Annotated in this window: 21 protein-coding genes and 2 pseudogenes; 16 read left to right on the top strand and 7 right to left on the bottom strand. The window is 58.6% G+C overall.

Annotation, left to right across the window (positions count from 1 at the left end; all coding sequences use genetic code 11):
• The first annotated feature begins 121 nt into the window (after window positions 1-121).
• The 5 genes and pseudogenes from OZ911_RS12250 to OZ911_RS12230 all read left to right on the top strand — a co-directional run.
• Complete coding sequence (locus OZ911_RS12250) at window positions 122-631, top strand: ferritin-like domain-containing protein (protein ID WP_054888267.1); 510 nt, start codon at window positions 122-124, stop codon at window positions 629-631.
• Between the two features lie 59 nt (window positions 632-690).
• Window positions 691-915: a DUF2061 domain-containing protein gene (locus tag OZ911_RS12245; protein WP_080641021.1), complete on the top strand. Its 225-nt coding sequence runs from the start codon at window positions 691-693 to the stop codon at window positions 913-915.
• Between the two features lie 376 nt (window positions 916-1,291).
• Window positions 1,292-2,506: a zinc-dependent alcohol dehydrogenase gene (locus tag OZ911_RS12240; protein WP_016486368.1), complete on the top strand. Its 1,215-nt coding sequence runs from the start codon at window positions 1,292-1,294 to the stop codon at window positions 2,504-2,506.
• A gap of 19 nt (window positions 2,507-2,525) precedes the next feature.
• A complete protein-coding gene (locus OZ911_RS12235; RefSeq protein ID WP_016486367.1) occupies window positions 2,526-3,851 on the top strand; it encodes an SDR family oxidoreductase in 1,326 nt (441 codons plus the stop codon).
• A 401-nt stretch (window positions 3,852-4,252) separates the two neighbouring features.
• Window positions 4,253-4,447: pseudogene (locus OZ911_RS12230) on the top strand (con-10 family general stress protein); the annotation flags it as partial.
• Between the two features lie 59 nt (window positions 4,448-4,506).
• Here OZ911_RS12230 and OZ911_RS12225 read toward each other — a convergent pair.
• On the bottom strand, window positions 4,507-5,850 hold the full coding sequence (locus tag OZ911_RS12225) for a cation:proton antiporter (RefSeq protein WP_054888266.1): 1,344 nt from the start codon (window positions 5,848-5,850) through the stop codon (window positions 4,507-4,509).
• Window positions 5,851-6,014: 164 nt separating this feature from the next.
• Here OZ911_RS12225 and OZ911_RS12220 point away from each other — a divergent pair, with 164 nt between their 5' ends.
• Window positions 6,015-6,431, top strand: a complete 417-nt coding sequence (locus OZ911_RS12220) for a low affinity iron permease family protein (protein WP_016486364.1) — start codon at window positions 6,015-6,017, stop codon at window positions 6,429-6,431.
• Window positions 6,432-6,496: 65 nt separating this feature from the next.
• Here OZ911_RS12220 and OZ911_RS12215 read toward each other — a convergent pair.
• The 3 genes and pseudogenes from OZ911_RS12215 to OZ911_RS12205 form a co-directional block, all read right to left on the bottom strand.
• Window positions 6,497-6,721, bottom strand: a pseudogene (locus tag OZ911_RS12215) (DUF2188 domain-containing protein).
• Window positions 6,722-6,737: 16 nt separating this feature from the next.
• A complete protein-coding gene (locus tag OZ911_RS12210) occupies window positions 6,738-6,896 on the bottom strand; it encodes a hypothetical protein (RefSeq protein ID WP_016486362.1) in 159 nt (52 codons plus the stop codon).
• 264 nt (window positions 6,897-7,160) lie between these two features.
• A complete protein-coding gene (locus OZ911_RS12205; protein ID WP_016486361.1) occupies window positions 7,161-7,685 on the bottom strand; it encodes a hypothetical protein in 525 nt (174 codons plus the stop codon).
• A gap of 196 nt (window positions 7,686-7,881) precedes the next feature.
• Here OZ911_RS12205 and OZ911_RS12200 point away from each other — a divergent pair, with 196 nt between their 5' ends.
• Complete coding sequence (locus tag OZ911_RS12200) at window positions 7,882-8,739, top strand: glucose 1-dehydrogenase (protein ID WP_016486360.1); 858 nt, start codon at window positions 7,882-7,884, stop codon at window positions 8,737-8,739.
• Between the two features lie 52 nt (window positions 8,740-8,791).
• Here the strand turns inward: OZ911_RS12200 and OZ911_RS12195 are convergent, their stop codons facing one another.
• On the bottom strand, window positions 8,792-8,953 hold the full coding sequence (locus OZ911_RS12195) for a hypothetical protein (RefSeq protein ID WP_016486359.1): 162 nt from the start codon (window positions 8,951-8,953) through the stop codon (window positions 8,792-8,794).
• A 153-nt stretch (window positions 8,954-9,106) separates the two neighbouring features.
• Between OZ911_RS12195 and OZ911_RS12190 the strand changes: the two genes are divergently transcribed.
• The 4 genes from OZ911_RS12190 (at window position 9,107) to OZ911_RS12175 (ending at window position 12,516) form a co-directional block, all read left to right on the top strand.
• Window positions 9,107-9,610: a CinA family protein gene (locus tag OZ911_RS12190; protein WP_054888265.1), complete on the top strand. Its 504-nt coding sequence runs from the start codon at window positions 9,107-9,109 to the stop codon at window positions 9,608-9,610.
• Between the two features lie 11 nt (window positions 9,611-9,621).
• A complete protein-coding gene (locus tag OZ911_RS12185; RefSeq protein ID WP_024717777.1) occupies window positions 9,622-10,128 on the top strand; it encodes a hypothetical protein in 507 nt (168 codons plus the stop codon).
• Window positions 10,129-10,137: 9 nt separating this feature from the next.
• Window positions 10,138-10,581, top strand: a complete 444-nt coding sequence (locus tag OZ911_RS12180; RefSeq protein WP_054888264.1) for a DUF421 domain-containing protein — start codon at window positions 10,138-10,140, stop codon at window positions 10,579-10,581.
• Between the two features lie 180 nt (window positions 10,582-10,761).
• Complete coding sequence (locus OZ911_RS12175; protein WP_024717778.1) at window positions 10,762-12,516, top strand: glycoside hydrolase family 15 protein; 1,755 nt, start codon at window positions 10,762-10,764, stop codon at window positions 12,514-12,516.
• A gap of 181 nt (window positions 12,517-12,697) precedes the next feature.
• Here OZ911_RS12175 and OZ911_RS12170 read toward each other — a convergent pair whose 3' ends face one another.
• Window positions 12,698-13,837: a glutathione-independent formaldehyde dehydrogenase gene (locus OZ911_RS12170; RefSeq protein ID WP_016486354.1), complete on the bottom strand. Its 1,140-nt coding sequence runs from the start codon at window positions 13,835-13,837 to the stop codon at window positions 12,698-12,700.
• A gap of 383 nt (window positions 13,838-14,220) precedes the next feature.
• On the opposite strand from OZ911_RS12170, the gene OZ911_RS12165 reads away from it, so the two are divergent.
• From OZ911_RS12165 to OZ911_RS12155, 3 genes are all read left to right on the top strand, one after another.
• A complete protein-coding gene (locus tag OZ911_RS12165) occupies window positions 14,221-15,162 on the top strand; it encodes a chromate resistance protein ChrB domain-containing protein (protein WP_145914299.1) in 942 nt (313 codons plus the stop codon).
• Window positions 15,155-16,525 (top strand): chromate efflux transporter, encoded by a 1,371-nt coding sequence (gene chrA, locus OZ911_RS12160; RefSeq protein WP_016486352.1) that lies wholly within the window; start codon window positions 15,155-15,157, stop codon window positions 16,523-16,525. Before OZ911_RS12165 ends, chrA begins: the two co-directional genes overlap by 8 nt.
• Window positions 16,526-16,665: 140 nt before the next feature.
• A complete protein-coding gene (locus tag OZ911_RS12155) occupies window positions 16,666-19,215 on the top strand; it encodes a bifunctional diguanylate cyclase/phosphodiesterase (RefSeq protein ID WP_054888262.1) in 2,550 nt (849 codons plus the stop codon).
• Here the strand turns inward: OZ911_RS12155 and OZ911_RS12150 are convergent.
• Complete coding sequence (locus tag OZ911_RS12150) at window positions 19,204-19,533, bottom strand: hypothetical protein (protein ID WP_080641019.1); 330 nt, start codon at window positions 19,531-19,533, stop codon at window positions 19,204-19,206. The genes OZ911_RS12155 and OZ911_RS12150 overlap by 12 nt on opposite strands.
• A 629-nt stretch (window positions 19,534-20,162) precedes the next feature.
• On the opposite strand from OZ911_RS12150, the gene OZ911_RS12145 reads away from it, so the two are divergent.
• Together OZ911_RS12145 and OZ911_RS12140 are read left to right on the top strand one after the other, a co-directional pair.
• Window positions 20,163-20,543 carry a hypothetical protein gene (locus OZ911_RS12145; protein WP_016486350.1) on the top strand — a complete coding sequence of 127 codons (381 nt, stop codon included), beginning with the start codon at window positions 20,163-20,165 and terminating at the stop codon, window positions 20,541-20,543.
• Window positions 20,544-20,717: 174 nt separating this feature from the next.
• On the top strand, window positions 20,718-22,505 hold the full coding sequence (locus tag OZ911_RS12140) for a thiamine pyrophosphate-requiring protein (protein WP_268968658.1): 1,788 nt from the start codon (window positions 20,718-20,720) through the stop codon (window positions 22,503-22,505).
• Window positions 22,506-22,550 lie beyond the last annotated feature (45 nt).

Below are 22,550 nucleotides of genomic sequence, written 5' to 3'. Positions count from 1 at the left end.
AATTTCACATCACTCGAAAATACCTTAACTCTAATCTTTAGCGTACCCATCCATTCGTCGACCGAAACGAACCCCTGAGACAATCCGGATTCCCAATAACTCATTTCCGAGGATATTGACCATGACGACCCCGACTGAAAACTTACTCGATTGGCTGCGAGATGCTCATGCAATGGAGCAGCAAGCGGAGAAAATGCTCAAAGCACAAGCAGAGCGGTTAGAAAATTATCCCGAGCTTCGTGAGCGGATCGTTCAACACATCGCAGAGACGGAGGGACAACAACGTCTACTTGGGGAATGCATTAAGCGTTTGGGAGGAAGTCCTTCAACTTTGAAAGATCTTGCAGGAAAGCTCATGGCATTCGGGCAGGCTGTGGGTGGTATGACCATGAGTGATGAAGTCGTCAAAGGGGCTATGTCTGGTTATGTATTTGAGAACCTTGAAATCGCCTCCTATACCGTGCTTATTGAGGCAGCAACGGCCTCAGGTGATGAGCTTACTGCCGAAGCGTGCCGAGCGATTTTGAAGGAGGAGGTCGCGATGGCCGACTGGTTGAGGGAGCACTTGCCAGAAATCACCCGCGCATTCCTGAGCCGGTCGGCAACACCTGGCGAAGAAGCGAAACGATGACCCAATATTTGCGCCGTCTGCGATACCCGGCGGCGCAAACAACTGATAAAGGGGCGCCAATGCGAAGCCTATCTGACACACGCTGCTGCTCCGGACGAACGAAAGGCCCATTATGGAAAACGTTCAGCTTTAGCATTCTTCACTTCACCATTGCATTCACAGTTGCATATTTACTTACCGGCTCAGCGCTCACAGGCGGACTGATAGCTGTAATTGAGCCGGCATGTAACACCTTAGCATTCTATTTTCACGAAAAACTATGGCGCCAGCTAGAGCGCAGATGAAAACAAGCGGCGCAGATCGCCTGCCCCTGCCCCTGCCCCCAACGTGGGCACTCAAATGTAAAAGTGCGAGATCGCCCACCTGACCCACCTTCTCTGAATATTATGTACCTGCTCAAGCACGTCAGGTCGTGAGGCAGCGAACACCATGAATGCCAACATCCTGTCGTCCATCGCCACGCCCCTCGTTTGAACGGCCTGGCTCTTCTGGCACGGGCTCAGATCGTTCGATAGCGGTGGGATCAGGAAGGGTTAGCTTGAAATGGTAGGGTCGAGAATGAGTTTTAAGTACCACTGGACTTGTTGGTCTGAACTTTGCCATCTGTCATGGCTTCCCCTGCATACCTATCACGGAAAAACGACTGCAGGAGCTGACCTTATGCGAGCATTGACCTACCACGGAGCACACGACGTCAGGGTCGATAACGTCCCCGATCCCATCATTGAGCAGGAAGACGACATCATCCTCAGGGTCACCGCCACAGCCATTTGCGGCTCTGACCTGCACCTCTACCGAGGCAAAATTCCAGAAACCGAAGCGGGCGATATCTTCGGCCATGAGTTCATGGGCATCGTCGAAGATACCGGCAGTGCCGTCACCAATCTGCAGATCGGCGACCGCGTAGTGATTCCCTTCGTGATCGCTTGCGGCAGCTGTTTCTTCTGCCAGCACGACCTGTTCGCTGCCTGTGAAACCACCAACACAGGCCGTGGCGCGATCATCAACAAGAAGGGCATTCCCCCAGGCGCAGCGCTGTTCGGGTACAGCCATCTCTATGGCGGTATTCCTGGTGGCCAGGCTGACTACGTCAGGGTTCCCAAGGGCAACGTCGGCCCGTTCAAAGTGCCCACCGAGCTGGGCGATGACAAGGTACTGTTCCTCTCGGATATTCTTCCAACCGCTTGGCAGGCGGTCATCAATGCCGAGATTGGCCAGGGTTCATCGGTAGCCATCTACGGCGCCGGGCCAGTCGGCTTGCTGAGCGCCGCCTGTGCGCGAATGCTCGGGGCTCAGACCATCTTCATGGTCGATGACAACGATTACCGCCTGGCCTACGCCCGAGAGGCCTACGGCGTCATACCGATCAACTTCGAGCAGGACGACGACCCCGCAGACAGCATCATCCGCCAGACGCCAGGCATGCGCGGCGTCGATGCAGTGATCGATGCGGTCGGTTTCGAGGCCAAAGGCAGCACTGCCGAAACGGTGATGACGGCGCTGAAGATCGAAGGCAGCAGTGGCAAGGCGCTGCGCCAGAGCATTGCTGCAGTGCGTCGCGGCGGCGTTGTCAGTGTCCCGGGGGTGTACGCCGGCTTCATCCACGCCTTCATGTTCGGCGATGCCTTCGACAAGGGACTCACCTTCAAAATGGGCCAGACCCATGTCCAGAAATACTTGCCCGAACTGCTGCAGCACATCGAAGCAGGGCGCCTGAAACCAGAGCTGATCGTCACCCACCGCCTGGCCCTCGAAGAAGCGGCCATGGGCTACAAGATGTTCGATCAGAAAGAGGATAACTGCCGCAAGGTGATCCTGGTGCCAGGCGCGGCAGCGGGCACCTTGGGCCCTTCCGACGAGCACAGCAAAGGCTGACCCTACAGGAGGCTGTCAGATGATCGATCAAGCGACAGGCATGAAATCCGGCGAACGCTATCGCGTGGAAAACGTGGAGCGGGCACATCAGTTTCCAGGCTTCTTTCAAGACGGGAAGTATTACCTCGGCCCTGAGCTTCTCACCGCCGTGGGCTGGCTCGAAGGTACGCGCTTCATCTACGACAGCCTGGATGCCGCAGGTGAGCCCGTATTTCCAAACCGGGAGGCAGGCACGATCGAAGGGCTGACATTGACCCTGGTCGATGGTACCTCCCTTGAGCTCTCGCAGATCGAGGCCAGCGACACCATTGCCCACCTTGACCCCGCCGCTTCGGGTGCGGAACGAGAAGCACCTGACCGTGGCGCTACGCTCAAAGGGCCTCTGGGCGGCAAGGTTGTGGTCATCACCGGCGCATCCAGCGGTATAGGCCGGGCCGCCGCGCATGCCTTTGCGTGCAAAGGTGCTCGCCTGGTACTCGCAGCACGCGACGAAGAGGCGTTGTTCGACGTCCTGGATGAATGCACCGATTGTGGTACGGATGCCATAGCTATCATGACCGATGTCACCCACAGCGATCAGGTTCAAGCGCTGGCTGCTCAGGCCGCAGACTTTGGCCATGGACGAATCGATATCTGGGTCAACAATGCCGGGGTCGGCGCGGTCGGCAAGTTTGAAGAAACGCCGTTGGAGGCACACGAGCAGGTCATCCAGACAGATCTGATCGGATATCTGCGAGGCGCCTACGTCGCCCTTCCCTTCTTCAAGGCACAGGGCAGCGGCATTCTCATCAACACGCTGTCGCTGGGCAGCTGGATGGCCCAACCCTATGCCGCCGCTTATTCGGCGAGCAAGTTCGGCTTGCGTGGACTGACCGAGGCATTGCGAGGCGAGTTGACTGAATATCCCGACATCCATGTCTGCGATATCTATCCAGCAGTCATGGACACACCAGGCTTCCGAGACGGCGGCAACTACACCGGACATACACTGAGACCGCCAGGCCCCGTATACGATCCCGAGAGGGTGGCAAAGGCTATGGTGGCCTGCGCAATCTCGCCTCGGGCTCACACCACCGTTGGCGCCGCAGCGCGCATCGCGCATTTGGCCAGCTACCTGATACCAGGGCTGCCTCTGTTGTCAGGGAAGCTGACGCGCTGGGGGATAAATCGCAGCCCCACAGCCGAAGCATCATCAGGCAACCTTTTTGAGCCTCCAAGTGGCAGGAGGGGTATCGTCGGAGGCTGGAGGGAGGCAAACGACAAGACGCCGCTGCTGATCGGCGCAGCGGCACTGGGAATCCTTGTGGGTTATACACTCACACACTCACGACGCAGGGATAGCTAGCGGGAGCTCTACTTACAGAGGAATGAGCGTGGTTTCATTGCGAAATCACGTTCGATCCCTACTCTGCTGACGAGCTCGTGCGATTAACCGGGTGATAGCCTTCCCCTGCTACCGCTCTCAGGGATTCAGTATAGCGTGTCAGCGGCGTCGATGCGCCCAGAAGGTCGCTTAACCACGCCGGCCTGGCTGGAAGGTCGGCGCCAAGCTTGATCCTTCCCAAATGTTCGCGAGCAAAGCTTAATGACGCCACACACACTTGCACCGGTTCTTTCGCGCAACCCGTCGGCCTCGGCGAAAAAACACGAAGTAAACACCCCGCGCCCTGACGTCCGAGTTGAACACAGACTTTCCTGTGTGACGACATGAGGTGAAAGATCATGGCTAACAACCAAACCAACCGTGGCAATCAAGGTGGTACTGCTCAGAACAATCCTGGCAATTTTGCCAATGATCGCGAGAAAGCGTCAGAGGCAGGTCGCAAAGGCGGGCAGAGTTCAGGCGGCAATTTTGCCAACGACCGTGAGCGTGCCTCCGAGGCAGGCCGTAAAGGCGGGCAAAACAGCCACGGCGGCGGACGCGGTAGCGAAAATCGCTAACTGCGGGTGATACAGTGCCAGGGCAATAGCTGCCCTGGCACTTTTCTGTTGAACAGCCATCAGGAAACCCTCTCCTTCCACGCTTCGTATCTGGCAAGGAGCGGCTGGACACTCAACCCATGCAGCAGAATGCTCAACGCCACCACTGACAGCACCAGGTTGATGCTCTGCTCGGCCAAGGTGGGAAGCAGCCCATGATTGAGGGCATAGAACAAGTAATAGAAGCTGCCGATACCTCGAATGCCAAACCACCCTAAAAGCCCGCGCTGGCGGATATCCAGCATTCCTCGAGCCGGGAACAGCAGGATGCTGATGGGGCGAATGACAAAAAACAAAGCGCTGGCAACCAGCACTGCCCGCCAGTCCCAATGCTCAATGAGCACTACCCCGAGCAGGGTCACCAGAAACACTTCCATTGCCCGTTCGATCATGCTTCCGAAAGCCAGCATGTCACCCAACATGATCCCCGCTGCTACCTGCGAGTCGTCGAGCCCTTTCACATCGCCTTTGACGGCTAGCTCCGGCGCCACGTGCTGGTGACCAACCACAGGCTGTACCAGATGTTCAGCAGCCGGCCCTTCTGGGCTATTGGCGGTCTTGACCTCCGCCTGCCGTAAACCGAGGCCCGCAGCGAACACCGCGAGGAACCCATAGGCCTGTATCGACTCGGCGCTCACGTACGTCAACGCAATCAGGGCAAGGGCCAGATAGTCATCGGGCGAGACAGTGCTGTCGTCGTTGCGCAGACGCAAGAACAGCGTGAGTTTGCCCAGGCCGCGCCCCATCCAGTAGCCAAGCAAGAGGCCTGCGGTTACTGCCCACAGCATGTCCTTGAGCAACCAGTCACTGAACCAAGGCTGGCCAGTGTCCAGTTGCAGGAACAGTCCAAGCATGACGAAGGGAAACGCCACGCCGTCGTTGAGCCCTGCCTCACCCGACAAGCTGAAGCGGACAAGATCATCGTCCTGGGCATCAACCACCTGCACCAGGGTTGCGAGCACGGGGTCAGTGGGTGCGAGTATCGCCCCGATCAATAGCGAGACTCCCCACCCCAAGCTGAGGCCGTAATGCAGCACCAGCGTTACCCCACCGATGCAGATCAACATCACCGGCCCCGCTAGAAAAAAGGCGCTGCACCAACGGCGGTTGTGCAAGGGCAGGCGCAATTTCAAGCCACTGAAGAACAGCGAGAACAACACCGCGACCTCTGTGAGGTGCTCCATCCACCCGCTCGACTTGCTCAAGTCCAGTTGAAGAAAACCCAGCCCCGATGTACCCAGCCCGATACCCAGGGCAAGGCACACTACGGATGAGGTCACAGGGATCCAGCGCAAATAGGAGGATGAGAGTGCGAGCAGCAGCAAGACTGCGCCCAGCATGGCGAACCAGACGATGAAGGTCATGTGCGCAGAAGCCTTGGGAAGATTTCGAGTATTTTTTTGACGTTCCAGGACGCCACGTCGTTCCGCTGCGCTTAGTGGTTAACCCGATACCTGGGGTAAATGTAAAAAAAGATTTCAGCGCGCCGCTGCGGTCAAACCCTATAGATCGCAATGGAGATGACGTCATGAAATTCGCCCAGTTCTGCCAATGGCTCGCCAACCACGCCGGTAAGCCGAGCACCTTTTTGATCGCCGTGGTGTTGATTGCCATGTGGGCTGCCTCTGGGCCCTGGTTTCACTACAACGATACCTGGCAACTGATCGTCAACACGTCGACCACCATCATCACATTCCTGATGGTTTTCCTGATTCAGAACACCCAGAACCGGGATAACGACATCATCCACGTGAAGCTCGCCGAACTGATCCGCGCTACAAAATCTGCGGAGCAGTCAGTATTGGATCTCGAAGCGCTCGATAACCGGGAAATCCATCAACTTCGTAAGGCGTATCAGGCGATGGGCAGCGAATGCGCTCCTCACCACCAGGCTCCTCGTGAGAAGCGTGATGATGAAGCTGCTCGAGATAACCAGCAGCGCTAGCCACCATCTAAACACGCCCTGGGCATCTGTGACCTCAATGCCGAGGTCACAGGCAGTTATAGTCTTCAACCTTTGCTACGGCGCGGGTCAGCTGAACGTGGGTAGGTGCGTTCCTCCTCGAGCGTGCCGTCCGCCTTGTGAATCTACACGGACGCCGCCTTGCCCTCGAAGAAATCTGCCAGGACACTGACGAGCTCCTGCTTCGTGGCGGCTCGTTTCGAGGCTCGCTCAGCACCGGCTTTCTTCAATTCCCAGCCATCCGAAGTCGGGCTGAGGTGATAATTGTCCATCGGCTGGTTCTCCTCTCTAAAGGGATTGGCCATCGTCCTGAATGTCTTCTTCAGCCTCCGCTGCATCCGTGGCATCAGCGTCATTCAGTGGCGGCGACGTGGGCTTTTCCGGATCGTTGATGAAGGGTACGTCGCTTGGGCCTTTCTCTTCAGAGCCTTCGGTTTTAGGCTGCATGGCAACACCTCCAGCACGTTGATGGAATGCAGGTCTCAGGCCCCTTAGGTAGCACCGACCACCAGAATTCCCTCCCTGGTCATGCGTTATTGAGCAAACCAGGGAACAAATAATTCCATCGAAATGGCAGGTGGTAAGCCACTGCGTATAGACGGCGCGCCGGGGCTATTCGTCCTGCCCGCCACGGCCCACGGGCATTGAGGAGCTCGGTCAGTAATCCCTCAATCTTCAAAACGTTACCTCCATGTTTTCACGCAAACGTGTTCAGGCCAGCTGGATGTATACCGAGTAGCTACCCAATAGCACCCAGAACACCAGAAAGATCCACGGCGTCCGTAGCGAGAACAGCAATGACTTTCGATGCCCGGCACGCGAGGTTTCCGCCTCGCAGAACAGCGGCGATTCGTCGTAAGCCAGTCCCATCAATGGCTCGCTGCGCAGCAAATGACTTTGTTTGAGCTGCCAGTGATCGATGATGTTGTACGCCGCGCGGATGCCAGGCCAGGCGTTGAGCGAGCTCAATACCCCGAGCAAGGCAAGGAACGCCGGTACGATCAGGGTGAACATCTCGCCCCATCCTTGATTGAGGTTGCCCATGGAGGAGACGAAGGCGATGACCAGGAATGACTGCGCCGCCAGGTAGGCGTCCGTGCGGTTGGCGAGGATGCTGGTTTCGTACTGGATTTCCCGCCGGTAAAAATCCAGACGCTCCTTGGGAGAGCCAAACATCCTGGCATTGTGTTCGCTGATCTCGTGCTCAGGGGTCGTAGGGGTAATGATTCGAGGCACTCGCTGCTCCGGGAGTAGGGCTCCGAGCTACGGGATGAGCCTGGAGCTGAATTCGGTAGAACAGGCGATGGGGCATGGAATTCAATTGAATTGATAGCCCGCACCGCTCGTCGTACCAACCGCAGATTGAAACCAACACACACAGGCCAGGCCTTTCGAACCGGTATGACCGTTCTCAACTGCAGGAGCTTTTACCATGCGAGACTTCCCTACCCCGCCCTTCCCTTCACAGCCACAAAATGTCCCCGGCTCACAGCGCAAGATGGAGCCCTACCCGGATTGTGGTGAGCAGTCGTATACCGGCCACAATCGACTCGAAGGCAAGATTGCACTCATCACCGGAGCCGACAGCGGCATCGGGCGGGCAGTAGCGATTGCCTACGCCCGTGAAGGAGCCGACGTCGCCATCGCTTATCTGAATGAGCATGACGACGCGCAAGAAACCGCACGCTGCGTCGAGGCCGCAGGCCGTCAATGCCTTCTGTTGCCCGGAGACCTGGCGCATAAACAGCACTGCTACGACATCGTTGAAAAGACCGTCAGCCAGTTCGGGCGTATCGACATCCTGGTCAACAACGCGGCGTTCCAGATGTCCCACGAGACCCTGGAGGAAATTGACGATGACGAATGGGTCAAGACCTTCGATACCAACATCACCGCCATCTTCCGTATTTGCCAGGCGGCACTGCCTTCCATGCCCAAGGGTAGTTCGATCATCAACACGAGCTCGGTCAATTCCGACGATCCATCCCCCAGCCTGCTTGCCTATGCCACGACCAAGGGGGCCATTGCCAACTTCACTGCGGGCCTTGCTCAGCTGCTAGGCAAGAAAGGTATTCGGGTCAACAGCGTCGCGCCAGGCCCTATCTGGACGCCTTTGATTCCGGCCACCATGCCGGACGAGGCCGTCAAGAACTTTGGTTCCAGCTACCCGATGGGGCGCCCCGGTCAACCGGTGGAGGTCGCGCCGATCTACGTGCTGCTGGGCTCCGACGAGGCCAGTTACATCAGTGGCTCACGTTACGCAGTGACGGGTGGCAAACCGATCCTCTAGCCAAAAGAGGCTCGCCGTGCTGGCGAGCCTCACCCCCTTTAGCGTGGCAGTTTCAGCGTTTGTGCTGATCGTGATCACGGGCCGTTTTTTGCGCTGTCGAGTCATGGGATGTGCCGGTGGACCCATCCGGACGATGGGCATCGTTATCTCGCTCCTCTTCGCCGGGCGGCCTCGTCTGCGCGGCGTCCTCTTGCCTGTTGCTCTGTTTCTTCATCTTGCGCTCCTGTCCTTTGCCTTTGAACAAGGGAAGCCAAAGCACGGGCAAAGTTCATGTCAGGTTCACTTCTCGAGATAGCCGGGCAGTAGATGAGATGAACCAAACACACCAGGATCGCGTCCACCGCAAAACAAGCGAGTCGACGCTGGAATGGAAAACGACCCTGTACTGGCCACTCTCGGCTATCTCAAAAACAACAAACTGGTTCTGAGCACAGCAGAATCATGCACTGCAGGCTGCCTTGTGGCGTTGTTGGCGGCGATACCGGGTACCGGAGAGGTGCTGGAAAGCGGCTATGTCGTCTACTCGCCCAGCGCCAAGAAACGCCTGCTGGGGGTCAGCGCCGAAACCATCGAGCGATACGGCCTGACCAGCGAAGCAGTAGCCCGGGAAATGGCCTTGGGCGCCTTGCGAGACAGCGATGCCAATGTGGTGATCGCCACCACCGGGGTAGCCGGGCCGGCGCCCGAGTCCGGGATACCACCGGGGACGATGTGCTTTGCGTGGGCTTTTGCCGGCGACCCCGTTGCCGTTTTCACGCGCACTCAACGTTTCTTCGGCGAGCGGTCTGAGGTCATGCGCCAAGGCGCGCTGTTCGGGTTGACCCGGCTTTCCCACTATCACCAGCGCTGGTTACGCGGCGAGCGCGCCTGAGGGCTGTGATCATGTCGGAAGATGAACTGCTATCCAGGCGTCATCCTGTTCAAGAAGACATGCCGATGCAGCAGCGTGTCTGGCGCTTCGAGCGCGTGGGATGGTATGTGCTTGTGGCCATCGTACTGCTTGCCTTGGCAGGCCTGTTCGGTAATGGCCCGTTGAGCGATGCCGAGGTGGTCAGCCAGGATGGCCGGGTACGGGTTGAGTATCAACGCCTCAGCCGAAGCGGCACGACAGACAGCCTTTTCATCACCGTTCAGGGTATTCCTGGTCAGCCGGTGGAGCTGCAACTCGAGGGATCATTGCTCCGTGACGCCAGCATCGAGACGTTACAACCGGAGCCGCAACGTTCGATGTCGCATGGCCAGGCCATGCTGTTCCAGCTGGGTACCAAGCACGATGGGGTCGCCACCCTGTACCTGACCCTACGAAGTGAGCACGTGGGGACTCTGGAGTGCAGCGTCAAGGCTGGCCCTGAAAGCGCCGTTCACTTCTCCACATTCCTTTACCCCTAGGAGTGCGTCATGGACTCGATCCTCCGCGCAGCCGGAATGTACGTCGCCCTCATGCTGCTGTTTCGCGTGGCCGGGCGGCGCTCGCTGGCCGATTTGACGACCTTCGACTTCGTGTTGTTGCTGATCATCGGGGAAGCCACCCAGCAGGCGCTTCTGGGTGACGATTTTTCATTCACCAATGCCATGCTGGTGATTGCCACGCTGATCGTTCTGGACGTCGGCCTTTCACTCGCGAAGCTGAACTCCAGGCCCTTGGCCAGGTTTCTGGATGGGCACGCTACCTTGGTTGTCGAGAATGGGCGCTTTCTGCATCACCGCATGCGTCGGGCACGCCTCACGGAGGACGATATCCTTGAATCAGCGCGGGACAGCCAAGGCATCGAGAGGATTGAGCAGGTGAAGTTCGCTATCGTCGAACGCAACGGAAAGATTTCGATCATTCCTGCCGAGTAAGGCACGGGGCCGCTCCTCGCTCATCCCGAATTGCCCCCGATTGCTCAGTACTCAATTCAGACGAACCAGACGCCAGGTAGCCATGTCGGAAGCAGAACACATGATCTGGTAGGCATACCGATGGAAAGAGAACCGGCAGAAGTCCAACAGGGCAAACCTCAGCGAGATGAGGATGGATGGTTGCCCCTGGAGCAGTATGGTGCGCTCGGGGATGGACGTTCCGTGGCACTGATTGGACTGGACGGTTCCATCGACTGGTGGTGTGTGCCGCACATGGATTCACCCCCCCTGTTCGACAAGTTGCTGGCCCCTCAGACTGGAGGCTTCTTTGCCATCACCCCTAGCGAGCCATTCGTTGCTGAGCGCCGCTACCTGGCAGACAGCAACGTCCTTGAGACAATTTTCATTACCCGTCAGGGTCGTGCCCGGCTGACGGAATCCTTGAACAGTGGCCCTGCTGGACGCCTGCCTTGGGCCGAACTTGCCAGACGCATCGAAGGTATCGAGGGTAAAGTCGATTTCGTGATAGCTATCGACTTCGGAACCCAGGCCGACACGGTAAGCCCCTACGTGGCGCCGAATGACAATGCCTGCGTTTTTCATGCGGGCCGAATACTCGGCATGTTCCTGCACGACCATCATGTGCACATCGAACGCAAAGACGACATGGGCGTCCGTGCTGTCCTTAGCCTTGCAGCAGGACAACGCTCAGTGGTCGCAATCATCGCAGGACGAGATGAGCCCTTGGTGGTACCCCCATTGGCCCTGATCGATGAACGCATCGACGGCTCGCATCGGGAGTGGTGCCAATGGTCGAAGGGGTTGGTCTATGACGGCCCGTACCAGACCCAAGTAGTCCGCAATACGCTGGCCCTCAAGCTTCTGCTGTCCTCTCCAAGTGGGTCGATCATGGCGGCAGCGACCTCATCCCTTCCCGAACGGATTGGCGGCAGCAAGAACTACGATTACCGCTTCGCCTGGATACGCGATGCCGGCTACACCATCGAAGCGTTTCTGGGTATCGGCGCGCAGCCGGAAGCCAAAGCTGCGTTCACTTGGCTACTGCGCCGGTTGGATGAACATGGGCCACGGGTGTTTTATACCCTGGACGGTGCTATCGGTGATTGCGTGCGCCCCGTCGATCTGCCTGGCTACAAGAACTCCCCGCCAGTCGTCGGCAATGATGCCCGCGACCAACTCCAACACGGCGTCTTCGGCGATATCTTCGAAACAGCGCGCTGCTTCATCGACAGCGGCAACATTCTTGATTCTCCGAGCGCAATGCTCCTCTCAGACCTTGCCGACCAATGCGCCGACTGTTGGCGTCAGCAGGACGCCGGTATCTGGGAGTTACCGGAAAAGCAGCACTACACGATGTCCAAGATCAGTTGCTGGCAAGCCTTGAGCCGGGCCATCGAACTGGCAGATGGTGGCCACCTTCCCACCACCTGCCGGGAACGCTGGGATCGCGAGCGGCAGCGCATCCAGGCATGGATCGAGGCGCACTGCTGGAGCGAAGAACGCCAGGCGTACCTGTTCTATCCAGACAGCGACCGACTTGACGCTTCACTGGCACTGGCTGTCAGGTTCGGTTACCCCAGTAAAGAACGTATGGGCAGCACACTGGAAGCCATTGATCATGATCTTAGGGCCGGAGCTTTCCATTATCGCTACACCGATGCAGAGGAAGAGGAAGGTTGCTTCCTGGCCTGCACATTCTGGTTGATCGAAGCCTGGGCCATTCTGGGTAACCAGGATCGCGCCGTAGCCGCCTATGCAGATGCTTTGAAAGGGCTATCACACGGGGTAGGCATCTACTCGGAGATGATCGATGCGCAGACTGGGCAATATCTGGGCAACCTTCCGCAGGGCCTGACTCACCTGGCAGCCCTCAAGGCTGCAATGGCTATCGGGGGCTGCCATCCTGAACGATGACGCCAGACATCATCTGCGTTGAACCGTCTCGCTTGCGCCATGAATCTGCGAGGATGGCGGAAGAACACACAACTGGAAATTGCCGGGTGATAACGCACTGACAAGCCGGTGAGGGTTGCTTCTAATACATGCAGGTTGCCCTTCTCACCAAACTTCCGTCCTTGGAAGCAGTGAGAGCGGATCACGCCGCAGGCTTGAGCACCACTTTCGTCCAGCCATCATCCCGCGCATCGAAGTGCTTGTAGGCATCTGGGCCTTCAGCAAGCTTCAAACGATGAGAGATAATCTGGGAAGGCTTGGCACGCCCATGCTGGATGAGCTCTGCAAGACGACGGTTGTAGGCCTTCACGTTCGCCTGACCTGTGCGGATCTGCTGGCCCTTGAACCAGAACGCACCGAAATCGAAGGCCATCTTGCCCTCTTTCGCCAAGTCGTTCTTCGCACCAGGGTCTTCAGGCACGAACACGCCTACTACGCCAATGCCACCGGTAGCCTTGGTGGAAGCGACCAGGTTGTTCATGGTGAGGTAGTTCGCTTCATGGCCATGCTTGTCGCAGCACTGGTAGCCCACGCACTCACAGCCCCGGTCGGTGCCTTTGCCGTGGGTAAGGTTCATGATCTCTTCGACTGCTTTTTGCTCGACTGCATTGATTGGGGTTGCCCCCAGCTGCGCGGCAAGTTGCAGCCGATCCGGTTGGTTGTCGATGACGAACACCTGAGACGCGCCTTTGATGATTGCCGAATGGGCCGCCATCAGGCCGACAGGCCCCGCGCCGTAAATCGCAATGCTCTCACCCGGAAGCAGGCCGGCCAGTTCTGTTGCATGCCAACCGGTGGGAAAAATATCCGAGAGCATGACGTAGTCGTCTTCACGCTCCTGGGCGTCCTCCGGCAGTATCAAGCAGTTGAAGTCCGCATAAGGCACACGCAGCAGCTCAGCCTGCCCGCCCTGATAAGGGCCCATGTCGGCAAAACCGTAAGCGGCGCCCGCAGCACCAGGGTTCGCTGTAAGGCAAAACCCAGTGAGGCCTTTTTCACAGTTCTCACAGAACCCACAGCCGATATTGAAAGGTAGGCAGACCCGATCACCGACCTTGACCCGGTCGACCCCTGCCCCAACCTCGATGACCTCACCGAGATTTTCGTGGCCAAACACTCTCCCGGCTTCAAATGAGGTGCGGCCTTCGTACATGTGCAAATCAGAACCGCAGATGTTGGTCGTCGTGATGCGTACCAGCACATCCGTAGGCTTTTCGATTTTTGCGTCCGGCACATCCTTGACCGCTACGTCACGTGGGCCGTTGTACACGATTGCTTTCATGTTGAACTCCCTGAAAGTGAGGGGCGACAGAAAAGTTGCCCTACCCTGTTCAGGCGTTCACTCAGGTTTGAGTGTTCAATGCGTCACGTCTTGAGCCGGATCAGTGGCGCTAATCAACGTTGCTACGGGCGTTGCAAACACGCTTAGACTGTCAAGCCCAGAGGCAGGACAGCCTCGCAACCTCACCCCACGCCGGTCGGGCCATCGAGAACTTGCCTCACCCTGCGCGCAAGCAATGAACACGTGCGGGCGCTTGCGGCCGATGAGCGCGTCACGCGCATTCATGAAGATATTGACCAACGCCACTTCCGCCTGTGTTGGATTGCTTTTCTGTGGGTCTTGCATAATGTAAATAGATAAACATTTTATGTTGAGATCTCTACATGCTTGATTGGTCGCTTTTGATCCTTGGTTTGCCCACGGCGAACGCTACCGAGCGAATGCGCGCTTGGAGAACCCTGAAGGCCTCTGGTGCGGCAGTTTTACGGGATGGCGTATACCTGCTGCCTGAAAAAAGCGTGGGCCGTGAAGCGTTTCAAGCCGTGCAGCGAGATGTGCTGGCCATCAACGGCACGGCATTTCTGCTGTCGCTGTCTGAGCGCGAGGAGCGTTTCAGCGGGCTATTCGACAGAAGCGATGAGTACGAAAAGCTGCTGGAGGAAATTGCAGGCTGGCGGGCTGACCTGTCCCCGGATAATGCACTGCAGATAGCCCGGCAGGTGCGCAAGCTCAGGAAGGCTTTCGGTCAGTTGGCGGCGATCGACTTCTTCCCAGGCGTGCTCAAGGCACAAGCCGATTTGGCCCTGCAGGCGCTTGAGACCTCGATTAGCCGTGCACTGTCCCCCGATGAGCCGAGGGCACACGATGAGGCCATCAGCCAGCTGGAACGCAGCGAATACCAAGGTCGCCGATGGGCAACGCGAAAGCGCCCATGGGTAGACCGGTTGGCATGTGCCTGGCTGATCCGTCGCTTCATCGATCCCGACGCCCGATTCATTTGGCTGGACAGTCCAGGTGACTGCCCAAGCGATGCGCTCGGCTTCGATTTTGATGGGGCCATGTTCAGCCACGTCGGCCACCGTGTTTCCTTCGAAACCCTCATTGAGAGCTTTGCCGTTCAGCAGCCAGGCTTGGCACGCCTGGCAGGTGTTATCCACTACCTGGATGTTGGGGGATACCAACCTTCCGAAGCACCCGGTATCGAGCGTGTCCTCGCCGGCCTGAGAGAGAGCATTGGCGATGACGATCAACTGACAATGGTCGCCGGAGGCATCTTTGATGGCCTGCTGACGGCTTTCGCGATTGAGGAAACCCCAAATGGCTGAGACCACCTCTGCAGTGAGCAAGCAGCCGCCATCGCAAGCGACTCTGCAGCCGATTAGCCTCTATGAAGCCTTCCTGTTCTGGCTCAAATTGGGCTTCATCAGTTTTGGCGGGCCCGCCGGGCAGATCTCGATCATGCACCAGGAGCTGGTTGAGCGCCGGCGGTGGATCAGCGAGAAGCGGTTTCTGCACGCGCTGAACTACTGCATGTTGCTGCCTGGCCCTGAAGCTCAGCAGCTGGCCACTTACATCGGCTGGCTGATGCACCGCACATGGGGCGGGGTAATTGCCGGCGCGTTGTTCGTGCTACCTTCGCTGTTCATCCTGATCGGTTTGTCGTGGGTCTACGTCGCTTTTGGCGAAGTACCGGTAGTCGCAGGGATTTTCTATGGCATCAAGCCGGCGGTGACGGCGATTGTCCTCCACGCAGCCCACCGGATTGGCTCGCGAGCCCTGAAGAATGCTTGGCTGTGGGCCATGGCCGGCGCCTCGTTCGTGGCGATCTTCGCCCTCAACGTGCCGTTCCCGCTGATCGTGCTGGTGGCTGCCATCATCGGCTACGTGGGTGGTCGCTTCGCCCCAGGCAAATTCGTGATCGGTGGCGGTCATGGGGGCGCGAAGAACAGCTATGGCCCTGCCCTGATCGATGACGATACCCCAACACCCGAACATGCCCGTTTCAGCTTGAGGCATCTGGTATGCCTGCTGCTGATAGGTGCTGGGCTCTGGGTCCTGCCCCTGGGACTTCTGTCACTGTCGTTTGGCTGGGACGGCACCCTGACGCAGATGGGCTGGTTCTTCACGAAGGCCGCACTGATGACTTTTGGCGGTGCATATGCGGTATTGCCCTATGTCTACCAAGGCGCTGTAGGGCACTACGGGTGGCTGACACCCACCCAGATGATCGATGGTCTCGCCTTGGGAGAAACCACACCGGGGCCACTGATCATGGTGGTCGCCTTCGTCGGCTTCGTCGGTGGCTACGTCAATCCGATGTTCGGGAGCGAACACCCATTCCTTGCTGGCGCCGTCGCGGCGAGCCTCGTCACCTGGTTCACCTTTTTGCCGTCTTTCTTGTTCATTCTCATCGGTGGGCCATTGGTAGAGTCGACCCACAACGCGATCAAATTTACCGCACCGCTGACAGGGATCACGGCCGCAGTAGTGGGCGTGATCCTGAACCTCGCCCTGTTCTTCGGCTATCACGTGCTCTGGCCGAAAGGCTTTGGTGGAGCGCTTGACTGGCCATGCGCGGCTATTGCGGCTGCAGCTGCGATTGCTTTGTTCCGCTTCAAGCGGGGCGTGATCGAAGTGCTGTTCGCTTGCGCCCTGGCCGGCCTGGCAGTTCACCTGTGGCGGGCATGAAACCAGTGGATGTGCCAAGCAATGCTGCCAGTGTCGGTCGATCAACCACGCCTTTCGCCCACCACCGGTCGTCAGCGCCATTGACCTCCAAGCCGGCTCCCCGGTCAACCCTTGGAGACCTCGACCGCGACGGTGAACCAATGGACGTGCTTGCTGACAATGAAATGTCGACCCGTAGTCATGTGGTGGGGCAACTCATCCTGGTGTTCTCCCTGATCTTGTTGTTAGCCCTGTTGCTGGGGCTGTTTTCCCTCTACCGCCTCGCCGAGGCGCTCGATGTTCAACAAATGGAGCAAAGCCGTTTCCATGCTGATTCGGCCATCAACCAACTGCAGAGGAACGACAGGACGTTTCTGCTGACCCACGCCGATTGGCAGGCCGCCTACGATCACCTGGGGAGACAGGTCGACGCGCATTGGGCATACATCGAGGATAATGTAGGAGCCACGCTCTTCACCTCCGATGGGTACGAGGGGGTATACGTGCTCGATGATGACGGTACCCGGTACGCCATGCTGGAAGGTCAGCTCAGCGAGCGGGGGCTTGAGCAGCTAACCGACAGTACTGGCAAGATCTTGCACCTTGCTCGCCAAGCCGCGCAGCATGACCAGGCGACTTCGGGATACATCATGTTTCGTGGCCTGCCATCGTTGTACAGCGCTGCACTGATACGTCCACAGGCCCAACCCCACCACCTGCCGGAACCTACGGCGGTGATGGTATTCATTCGTGTTCTTTCGCCTAAGCTGCTGTGGGAACTGGGCAAGTCGGCGGGGTTGTCCGGCGTGGCTGTAAGCGATTCGACCGAGCAGCGTAAAGGGCGCGGTGCTCTTGCACTCGAAGGCATCGGTCGCGCCCTTACCTGGGATTTACCGCAGCCTGGTTCCCAATTGATCAAGACAGTCATCACGCCCCTCGCTATCGCTGTGCTCCTGATTGCGCTGACCATTGCCTTGTTTGCACGCTATGCGATGCGGGCCAGCACCAGGATCGATCGTAGCCACCGTGCGCTTGAGATCTCCAGAGCTGCCCTGCAATCGAGTGAAGAACGCTTCAAGGCCGTGGCCGAAGCCGCGTCGGACTGGATCTGGGAAACCGATGTGCTCCTGAGACTAACCTACCTGTCGGACCGGTTTAGCGAACTGACCGGGCATCCTGTCGACGTATGGCGACAGCGCCCGATTACCGAGCTGCTGTCGTGTGATACCAGCCATCTCCAGACCTGGCTTCATAGTCTGGCTGCGACAGGCTCTTCCGGTACCCTACGCTGCCAGTACCAGGATCATCTTGGCCAACAGCGTATTTGCACAATCGCTTCCCGCGCAATCGTGGATCAGAGCGTCTGTACCGGATTTCGTGGCACTTGCAGCGACATCACCGACGAAGTAGCCGCACATGCCCACATTCAGCACCTCTCCTTGCACGACGCCCTTACCGGGCTGCCGAATCGCAACAAGCTGTTCCGGTTCCTCGAACAAACCATTACCGGCACTGGCCCCCTCCAGGTAGCACTGCTGATACTGGATCTTGATAATTTCAAGCCGATCAACGACAGCCTGGGGCATCCGGCCGGCGATGCGGTGTTGCTCGAGGTGGCCGGCCGCCTAAGTCAGGTTACTCGCGAGAGTGACCTTGTCGCCCGCCTGGGAGGCGACGAGTTCATCGTCGTAGTGACACGGCCAGGGGATCACAAGGACATGGACCGATTCTGCATCCGCTTGATCGAAGCAATCAGGCGACCCATGCAAGTCGAGGGGCATAGTGTTCAAGTGGGTGTGAGTCTTGGTGTCGTGATGTCGGCCGAGTATCCCGGTACGCCAACCGATTTGATCCGCTACGCTGACGTGGCCCTTTACAGCGCCAAGCAGGCGGGCAAAAACACCTGGCGCTTTTTTTCGGCGCAACTGAATGCAGCATTGATGGACAAGCGTGTGCTGGAAAGCGAACTACGCGACGGCATACCACGTGGCGAGCTTGTGCTGCATTTCCAGCCGCGCTTCAAGGTCGACGGGGTCTCGCTCGCCTCGGCTGAGGCCCTCGTGAGGTGGCAACACCCACGCCTGGGTCTGCTGCGCCCGGATCGGTTCATCCCGCTGGCCGAAGAGTCAGACCTGATCGTGTTGCTTGGCAACTGGGTGTTGCAGGAAGCCTGCGATAAAGCCCGCGGCTGGCCGCAGGCAGTGATGGTGTCGGTAAACATGTCGCCGGCCCAGTTCAGCCGCAGCGATGTCGTTCGCGACGTCGGAGACGCATTGCGCACCACCGGCCTGCCGGCCCATCGCCTGGAACTGGAAATTACTGAAAACGTCATGCTCAATGACGTTGAAGGCGCTCTGCATACCATGCAGGCACTGAAGGAGCTAGGCGTGCGCCTGAACATGGACGACTTCGGGACCGGTTACTCCTCTCTGGGTTACCTACGTACCTACCCGTTCGACAGCATCAAGATCGACAAGCGCTTCGTCCAGCATCTGGGCAAGAGCGGCAGTGACCGTAGCGTGGTCCAGGCCATCATCAATCTTGGCAACGCAATGGGTATGACGGTAACTGCCGAAGGTGTCGAGACCGCTGAGCAACTGGCCCTCCTTAGCGATGACCAATGCCATGAAGTGCAAGGTTTCCTGCTCAGCAAACCGCTGGAAAACGAAGCGCTGATAGGGATGATGAGAGAGCAGTTATCATACCCCTGATTCAGGGTCGCTAGCCGGTACTCCAGGGGAGCGCTGGTTTTCCTTGTCATTGCCAAGGCCGGGACTGGAACCCGGACCATCAGGTTTGGGCGGGTCGTCAGGTATCTGAGCCCCTTCGTTCAGTTGAGCATCCCGGGGCATACCCAATCCACTGTTCGCACCGCCAGGATCTGGATGCTCACTGGATACTGAGTTGTTTGCATCCACGTCGTCCATCTGTTCTTCGATGGGTGACTCATCATCTGGCGGCAGTGGTACCTCAACCGCTTTGGTCCCGGGACCGAGGGATGGTTCATCTTCGTTTGCATCAATGTCCATGTCCTTTCTCCGTTCAGAGGCAGATGGTATCTGCACCTAAACGTGAGAAGCGGGCGTGGCTCACGGGTGCCCGCGGCCAGACAAGTGGCATTTGTCCATCCGTTTTGCACCTTCCGTCGCGCTGAGGGCACCCTTCGGTATACGGCAGGCCGAACACTGGGTGAACAACCAGAAACGGAGTTTCACCATGAACGCAGAAAAAACATACGCGCTGCTACTCGCAATGTGCCTGGGTTGCACGGCGCCACTTGCCCTGGCCGCCACCGACCTGAACGATCAACGCGCCCCGGGCACGCAACCGCACAGCAATGGGCACATGAACGGCCAAGGCGGTGCGACAGGCTCAGGAACACCAGCCGATGGCATGGGCACGAGTAATGGCGGTACCCATGACAATGGAACGGACAACACGGGAGGTGACGGTACCGATACTGAAACGGGCTCCGGCGGTAATGGAGGGAACGGTAGCGGTGCAGGTCCGGGGAGTGGTAGCGATGGCTCAACCGGTGGTGGATCAGGCGCAGGATCGGGCAGCTAGGTGGAATGGCCGAATGGCCGTGGATCTCCCGTCCATGGCCCGGCGTTCCGGTTTCACCATTGATCAAGCAACTCACTCAGGAGTCAATGCCATGCCACGCGGTGACAAGGACAAATATACGGACAAGCAGAAACGCAAGGCCGAGCACATTGAGCAATCGTACGAGGACAAGGGCGTGGGCAAGGACGAAGCCGAAGCGCGCGCCTGGGCCACCGTGAACAAACAATCCGGTGGCGGTGAAAAGCCGGGAGGCTCGGGCAGCAAGACGCCGTCGCGTGAGAAGAAGACCGCGCGCACGGATTCAGCCAAGCGCGCCGCCGAGTCTCGTCAGGGGCATTCACGCACCTCGCGCGCGTCGCTGGAATCGCAAAGCAAGGAAAGCCTGATGAAGGAGGCGCGCAGCAAAGATCTCAAAGGGCGTTCCACCATGAACAAGGCTCAATTGGTAGAAGCCCTGCATAAACTGGGTTGACGGGAAACTTTTGGCGCAGTGCAAAGCCCACAGCATTTTTGTGGGTTATCGGTTCACCTTCGAGCCTGTCGGCTTTTACCAGGCTCCAGCTGCCAGACCGCTGCGCATACCGTTGAAACTTTCCCGGCACGTGCCAAGTCCAGACGCCTATCGATAACTGAACGGGAGCAGGCAATGACCGGCACGGTAGGCGACTTTCTGGTGGAGCGTTTGTATCAATGGGGCGTGCGGCGCATCTTCGGTTACCCCGGCGACGGCATCAATGGCGTGTTCGGCGCGCTGAGCCGGGCCAACGGCAAGATTGAATTCATCCAGGCCCGGCATGAGGAAATGGCCGCCTTCATGGCCAGCGCCCATGCCAAGTTCACCGGCGAGCTTGGTGTTTGTATCGCGACCTCCGGCCCGGGCGCCTCGCACTTGCTGACCGGGCTGTACGATGCACGCATGGACCATCAGCCAGTGCTGGCCATCGTCGGTCAACAGGCCCGTGCAGCACTGGGCGGCCACTACCAGCAGGAGTTGGACCTGCTGTCGATGTTCAAGGATGTCGCCGGTGCGTTCGTCCAGCAGGCTTCCACGCCAGAACAGGTGCGCCACCTGCTCGACCGTGCGGTGCGTACGGCCGTCGGCGAACGCCGGGTCACCGCTGTTATTCTGCCCAACGACTTGCAGGACCTGCCCTACAACGAACCCCCGAGGGCTCACGGTACGGTGCACTCAGGCATCGGCTACAGCAAGCCGAGGGTGTTGCCGTTCGACGAAGACCTGCAGCGCGCCGCCGCTGTACTCAACGCCGGGCGCAAAGTGGCGATACTGGTGGGTGCCGGCGCCCTGCAGGCGACTGAGCAGGTAATGGCGGTCGCCGAACAACTCGGCGCTGGCGTGGCCAAAGCGCTGCTGGGCAAGGCTGTGCTACCGGATGACCTGCCGTGGGTCACCGGGTCGATCGGCCTGCTCGGCACCGAACCCAGTTATCAGCTGATGAGCGAATGCGACACCCTGCTAATGATCGGCTCCGGCTTCCCTTATTCCGAGTTTCTGCCCAACGAAGGCCAGGCACGAGGCGTGCAGATCGACCTGCAACCCGACATGCTCAGCCTGCGCTACCCGATGGAGGTCAACCTGGTCGGCGATGCCAGCGAAACACTGCGCGCACTGTTGCCGTTACTTGAATACAAGACCGAACGGCGGTGGCGCGACAAGGTCCAGACCTGGCGTGCGCAGTGGGACAAGACCGTGGCCAAGCGCGCCCTGGTCAAGGCTGACCCGATCAACCCGCAACGTGTAGTGCATGAGCTGTCCCCTCGCCTGCCCGACCACGCCATCATCACCAGCGATTCCGGCTCCTGTGCCAACTGGTTTGCCCGCGACCTGCAGATTCGCCAGGGGATGCAGTGTTCGCTGTCCGGCGGCCTGGCTTGCATGGGCGCAGCGGTGCCCTACGCGATTGCAGCCAAGTTCGCCCACCCGCAACGGGCTGTGGTTGCCCTGGTGGGCGATGGGGCGATGCAGATGAACAACCTCGCCGAACTGATCACCGTGGCCAAGTACTGGCAACAGTGGGACAACCCACAATGGATTTGTGCTGTGTTCAACAATGAGGACCTCAATCAGGTGACGTGGGAGCAACGGGTCATGGAGGGCGACCCCAAGTTCGAAGCGTCGCAGTCGATCCCTGACGTGCCCTACCATTTGTTCGCCATTTCCATTGGCCTGCAAGGCATCTACGTAGACCGCGAAGAGGATGTTGCCGCTGCATGGGAGCGCGCGTTGGCTGCGGATCGGCCGGTACTAATCGAGTTCAAGACCGACCCGAACGTGCCGCCCCTGCCACCGCACATCAAGCTGGAGCAAGCGAAGAAGTTTGCCAGTGCCTTGCTCAAGGGCGACCCCGACCAGGCGGGCATCATCGTCCAGACAGCCAAGCAGGTGCTCGGCTCGGTACTACCAGGCAAAAAGTGATGGGCACGTCGGCTGACCGGCTGAACGTTTGCTCAGCCGGCCAGG

The sequence above is a fragment of the Pseudomonas fortuita genome (assembly GCF_026898135.2).
Taxonomy (GTDB): domain Bacteria; phylum Pseudomonadota; class Gammaproteobacteria; order Pseudomonadales; family Pseudomonadaceae; genus Aquipseudomonas; species Aquipseudomonas fortuita.
Note: the sequence above shows the minus strand (reverse complement) of the source record. Positions and strands in the feature narration are given on the sequence as shown.

What these genes read in the sequence shown, in the direction of transcription:
- OZ911_RS12195 (WP_016486359.1), bottom strand. Translation starts at nt 8,953, where the DNA reads ATGAAGAAACAGAGCAACAGGCAAGAGGACGCCGCGCAGACGAGGCCG.
- OZ911_RS12200 (WP_016486360.1), top strand. Translation starts at nt 7,882, where the DNA reads ATGCGAGACTTCCCTACCCCGCCCTTCCCTTCACAGCCACAAAATGTC.
- OZ911_RS12190 (WP_054888265.1), top strand. Translation starts at nt 9,107, where the DNA reads ATGGAAAACGACCCTGTACTGGCCACTCTCGGCTATCTCAAAAACAAC.
- chrA (WP_016486352.1), top strand. Translation starts at nt 15,155, where the DNA reads ATGGCTGAGACCACCTCTGCAGTGAGCAAGCAGCCGCCATCGCAAGCG.
- OZ911_RS12165 (WP_145914299.1), top strand. Translation starts at nt 14,221, where the DNA reads ATGCTTGATTGGTCGCTTTTGATCCTTGGTTTGCCCACGGCGAACGCT.
- OZ911_RS12220 (WP_016486364.1), top strand. Translation starts at nt 6,015, where the DNA reads ATGAAATTCGCCCAGTTCTGCCAATGGCTCGCCAACCACGCCGGTAAG.
- OZ911_RS12240 (WP_016486368.1), top strand. Translation starts at nt 1,292, where the DNA reads ATGCGAGCATTGACCTACCACGGAGCACACGACGTCAGGGTCGATAAC.
- OZ911_RS12140 (WP_268968658.1), top strand. Translation starts at nt 20,718, where the DNA reads ATGACCGGCACGGTAGGCGACTTTCTGGTGGAGCGTTTGTATCAATGG.
- OZ911_RS12250 (WP_054888267.1), top strand. Translation starts at nt 122, where the DNA reads ATGACGACCCCGACTGAAAACTTACTCGATTGGCTGCGAGATGCTCAT.
- OZ911_RS12180 (WP_054888264.1), top strand. Translation starts at nt 10,138, where the DNA reads ATGGACTCGATCCTCCGCGCAGCCGGAATGTACGTCGCCCTCATGCTG.
- OZ911_RS12185 (WP_024717777.1), top strand. Translation starts at nt 9,622, where the DNA reads ATGTCGGAAGATGAACTGCTATCCAGGCGTCATCCTGTTCAAGAAGAC.
- OZ911_RS12170 (WP_016486354.1), bottom strand. Translation starts at nt 13,837, where the DNA reads ATGAAAGCAATCGTGTACAACGGCCCACGTGACGTAGCGGTCAAGGAT.
- OZ911_RS12235 (WP_016486367.1), top strand. Translation starts at nt 2,526, where the DNA reads ATGATCGATCAAGCGACAGGCATGAAATCCGGCGAACGCTATCGCGTG.
- OZ911_RS12225 (WP_054888266.1), bottom strand. Translation starts at nt 5,850, where the DNA reads ATGACCTTCATCGTCTGGTTCGCCATGCTGGGCGCAGTCTTGCTGCTG.
- OZ911_RS12145 (WP_016486350.1), top strand. Translation starts at nt 20,163, where the DNA reads ATGCCACGCGGTGACAAGGACAAATATACGGACAAGCAGAAACGCAAG.
- OZ911_RS12155 (WP_054888262.1), top strand. Translation starts at nt 16,666, where the DNA reads ATGGACGTGCTTGCTGACAATGAAATGTCGACCCGTAGTCATGTGGTG.
- OZ911_RS12210 (WP_016486362.1), bottom strand. Translation starts at nt 6,896, where the DNA reads ATGCAGCCTAAAACCGAAGGCTCTGAAGAGAAAGGCCCAAGCGACGTA.
- OZ911_RS12150 (WP_080641019.1), bottom strand. Translation starts at nt 19,533, where the DNA reads ATGGACATTGATGCAAACGAAGATGAACCATCCCTCGGTCCCGGGACC.
- OZ911_RS12245 (WP_080641021.1), top strand. Translation starts at nt 691, where the DNA reads ATGCGAAGCCTATCTGACACACGCTGCTGCTCCGGACGAACGAAAGGC.